We start from the raw sequence: 3348 nt of genomic DNA, 5'->3' as shown, positions 1-3348 counted from the left end.
TGTTTCCAGGTGCTTTAGTTAACAGAGGAACTTCCCTGCCCCTTAAGATTACCCAAATTAAGCTCATAGCAATCCACAACTGGAATGAGTTCAAAACGAGCTCAGCTCTAACATTTCAGCATTTATGTTATAGACCCAGGCCCCAAATCGCGAACACTATCCTCTAGGTCTTTGATTTATGCCCCTTAACAATACCTCTGGCTGTATAATAAGACTGAAGTTTCCCAATAATTATTTATGGTAAAATTGAAACTATGCTACAACTATATGAAAAAAATAGTCTTTTCATTCGTTTCAAATGCTATTGCCTAAGGGGAATTAAGTAGGGGTTTGCTATAAACATGGCAAAACCACCTAAAATAAACCTCGATACACCAGCATTGTGTATTTCAGCTACTCAATAATTGGGAAACTTCAGTCCTCTTTACTTTCCTGGCTCTGTCAGCTTGTTCGTCCTTAGGCACGGTCCGAGTTGTCCCTGATCGGTTTGATTATAACCAGGCGATTGGTCGGTCAGCGAACCAACAAATGCTACTTAATCTCGTGCGTTTACGCTATCGCGACGTTCCCGTCTTTCTATCTATCAGTTCAGTGCTTTCTCAGTACGTCTACCTAGGTAGCGCCAATATTGCTGGAGCAGCCGGTTCTGCAAGCGGAGGCTTAGGTGTCTCTCATATAGATAGGCCTACAATTTCCTATAGCCCTTTAAGCGGAGAGGATTTTTCCCGGCAGTTATTAACCCCCATACCCAGTGCTTCCATTTTCTCTTTGGCTCAGTCAGGCTGGCCAGCCGGGCAGTTAATGATGATGAGTTTCGAAAGAATAAACCACCTGAGAAATTCAGCTTTTGTTCCGGTGTTGCGTCAGGAACAAATCAAGCAATTGGAAAAATTTGAGCTTGCCGTAAAACTCATTGTCCAGCTAGGTAAACATAATGCCTTCGATAGCTATTATGGCGAAGGCAAAGATGCAAACAATAGATACTTTGCTTTTGATACCGATCCGAATCCAGAAACTCAGGAATTAATTACTCAGTTTAAAAAGATTCTAAAGCTGGATCAAGATATTTCTGTTTTTCGTATTACTGAACGGCAAGTCAATCTGAAGCCCAATGAAATCACCATCAAGTTACGCTCACTATTAACACTTATGGGGTTTCTGGCACATGGTGTAGAGGTGCCAGCCGCTCATCTGCAAGAAAAATTTGTTGAAGGTAAAAGCAAACTTAATAATGATTTTTTCGTCCCGTTACATGTCCAATCTTCTGCAGAAGAACCAGACAATGCTTTTGTTGCTATCGAATATCAAGATCACTGGTTCTTCATTGAACACTCAGACCATAACAGCAAACAGGCTTTCGGCCTGCTAACCTATTTATATATGCTCCAGGCACCCCAATCACCCAGTGGCGTCCCTCTAATTACTATTCCAGCTGGTTAACAAATAACTGGGCAGAGATATATTAAATATCATATGCATACTTCTCCAAAATAACTTTATATTCAGGAATAGCGGGGGCAGCGCCCAAATTGCGAACACGAAATAAAAACTCAAATAACTGGGGTCAGAGTAAGGTTAAATGTGATAAACTTATCCCTAAGAATCCAAAAACTTATTTCAGAGGGAAATTAATGGCTCGACTCCCGAGAATCACGCCAGCAGGTGTGCCAGTGCACCTTGTACAGCGAGCAATTCATTGGGGTTAGGTACACATGAAATACCTTCGTTTTTTTGAATTTAATTTGCGCCCGTCCCTAATAATACAGATCACCCTGACTTCGATTTAGTTAAAATGTCGTGAAACATCCATGTTTGCATGCAGCAGGCGTACAATTAAAATACCCACTTTTATTTTTTTATAAAAAATCAAATGTGATCGATGCTGCAAGCATAAGTAATCAGGTCGAATATGCTCAACCTCAATCCCTAAGTCAGGGTTATCATCAAGAATATCAAAGCACTTTTCTAGTGATTTATAGTACTTGATCATCACATTAGCACCAAAGTTTATGAACGAATAATCAAGAATTGAATCTAAATCTGTACTCGCTTCAACTGAGAGCCTATACATTTAAACTGTGTCTTTTTTTAGCATCCTTAAGAATATCATCCATACTACGTTTGCTGATTCCACTTTTTTCACCTTCAATAAGAGCAGAACGCAGCACTGCTATTTTTTGTTTGTGCTCTTGGTCAAGGCGAATTAATTCTCGTAGATACTCACTATCATTACCATATTTCCCAGAATCAATTTGAGACTTAATCCAAAAGTTTTGTTGCTCGGTGACAGTTATCGTTTTGCGTTGCATTGGCACTTTTAACACTCCTGACCCTATAATGGTATGATTATATCATACTGAATTAACTATTCAGGCTTATCGTTTCCACTATCAGACTTCTTATTTTAAAACGTAACATCGGGGTCTACTATAGAATCATAGAGAGAAATTATTTAAATATTCTTTTATCAAAAAGCAGATTTTTTTTATTATAGCGCCGAAACACGAACACTATCCTTCAGACCTTTTATTTATAATTCTTAACAATGCCTCTGACTATAAAAAATCAACAATGACCCTCTCTTCTATATACCAACCAACATCCACTCGAATTGAAAGGGGAAATATCAGCATTGGAAGGATTAGAAACGGGCAAGAGGCATTCAAAATATAGAGTATTTTTAAACTCAAAATTAGGCTGACTTCCATTCCTGGTGTCCGTAGTATGTTCTATATTAGGGCATAAATGTACTCACAAGACTGTAGAAGGAGCCTACCTCAGGATAAAAATCATATAAAAGCAACAGCTTATAATTATGTTACTTAGAAGGACCAATTTTGCAGTGTCCTCTAATACTTGATAAAAATACTCAGTTGAAATATTGTTCAAATAAGTATATAAGTATATGTAAATGGAGCGAAATCACGAAAAGCTAAACCTATTGAAAAGTAGGGGCAGAAAGTCACGGGACCTAAATGGAAAGCCGAACTACCGAAAGTAGCATATGGATAGGCCGATTGATGTGTATATCTATATTACACATTGTGTTACTGATCAAAAATGTCTAATAACTTTTTGAGCAGTACCTTAATTACAATAATAACAATCGCTTAAAATCAGGGAAACGGAGCCTAAGCGGAGTGATGATTTTTAGTCCCTGGTAGGCGACAGGGCAATTCGCTGATCCGAAGTGCGCTAGTAGCGCGCGAGGGAGGCAAGAATTGCATTCCGAATAGCCGTCCAGCCATTTGAGGTAGTCTTAACGGAGCAGGGTTTTGTGCGTAGTTGAGACGGACGCAGGGCGACCAGGGCATCTCCCATTCGCTGCGTAGGCGAATGAATGTTGGT

At 39.3% G+C, this 3348-nt stretch carries 3 protein-coding genes and 1 riboswitch; of the genes, 1 reads left to right on the top strand and 2 read right to left on the bottom strand.

Going from position 1 to position 3348, the window contains the following annotated elements; translation table 11 throughout:
- Positions 1 to 528 precede the first annotated feature (528 nt).
- Entirely contained in the window at positions 529 to 1440 is a 912-nt protein-coding gene (locus CDZ78_RS09270) for a hypothetical protein (RefSeq protein ID WP_087869766.1), read from the top strand.
- A gap of 343 nt (positions 1441 to 1783) precedes the next feature.
- On the opposite strand, the gene CDZ78_RS09265 is transcribed toward CDZ78_RS09270, so the two are convergent.
- Both CDZ78_RS09265 and CDZ78_RS09260 read right to left on the bottom strand, forming a co-directional pair.
- Positions 1784 to 2071 carry a type II toxin-antitoxin system RelE/ParE family toxin gene (locus CDZ78_RS09265; protein WP_087869765.1) on the bottom strand — a complete coding sequence of 96 codons (288 nt, stop codon included), beginning with the start codon at positions 2069 to 2071 and terminating at the stop codon, positions 1784 to 1786.
- Positions 2064 to 2309 (bottom strand): type II toxin-antitoxin system ParD family antitoxin, encoded by a 246-nt coding sequence (locus tag CDZ78_RS09260; protein ID WP_373862463.1) that lies wholly within the window; start codon positions 2307 to 2309, stop codon positions 2064 to 2066. Before CDZ78_RS09260 ends, CDZ78_RS09265 begins: the two co-directional genes overlap by 8 nt.
- 612 nt (positions 2310 to 2921) lie before the next feature.
- Positions 2922 to 2996: riboswitch (cyclic di-GMP riboswitch) on the top strand.
- Positions 2997 to 3348 lie beyond the last annotated feature (352 nt).

Source organism: Bathymodiolus platifrons methanotrophic gill symbiont (assembly GCF_002189065.1).
Classification (GTDB): domain Bacteria; phylum Pseudomonadota; class Gammaproteobacteria; order Methylococcales; family Methylomonadaceae; genus Methyloprofundus.
The sequence above is the reverse complement of the archived record's forward strand: the minus strand, read 5'-3'. Positions and strand labels throughout refer to the sequence as shown.

Bases quoted from the DNA above. Each gene is read 5' to 3' on its own strand.
- CDZ78_RS09270 (WP_087869766.1), top strand. From the start codon at position 529: ATGCTACTTAATCTCGTGCGTTTACGCTATCGCGACGTTCCCGTCTTT.
- CDZ78_RS09265 (WP_087869765.1), bottom strand. From the start codon at position 2,071: ATGTATAGGCTCTCAGTTGAAGCGAGTACAGATTTAGATTCAATTCTT.
- CDZ78_RS09260 (WP_373862463.1), bottom strand. From the start codon at position 2,309: ATGCAACGCAAAACGATAACTGTCACCGAGCAACAAAACTTTTGGATT.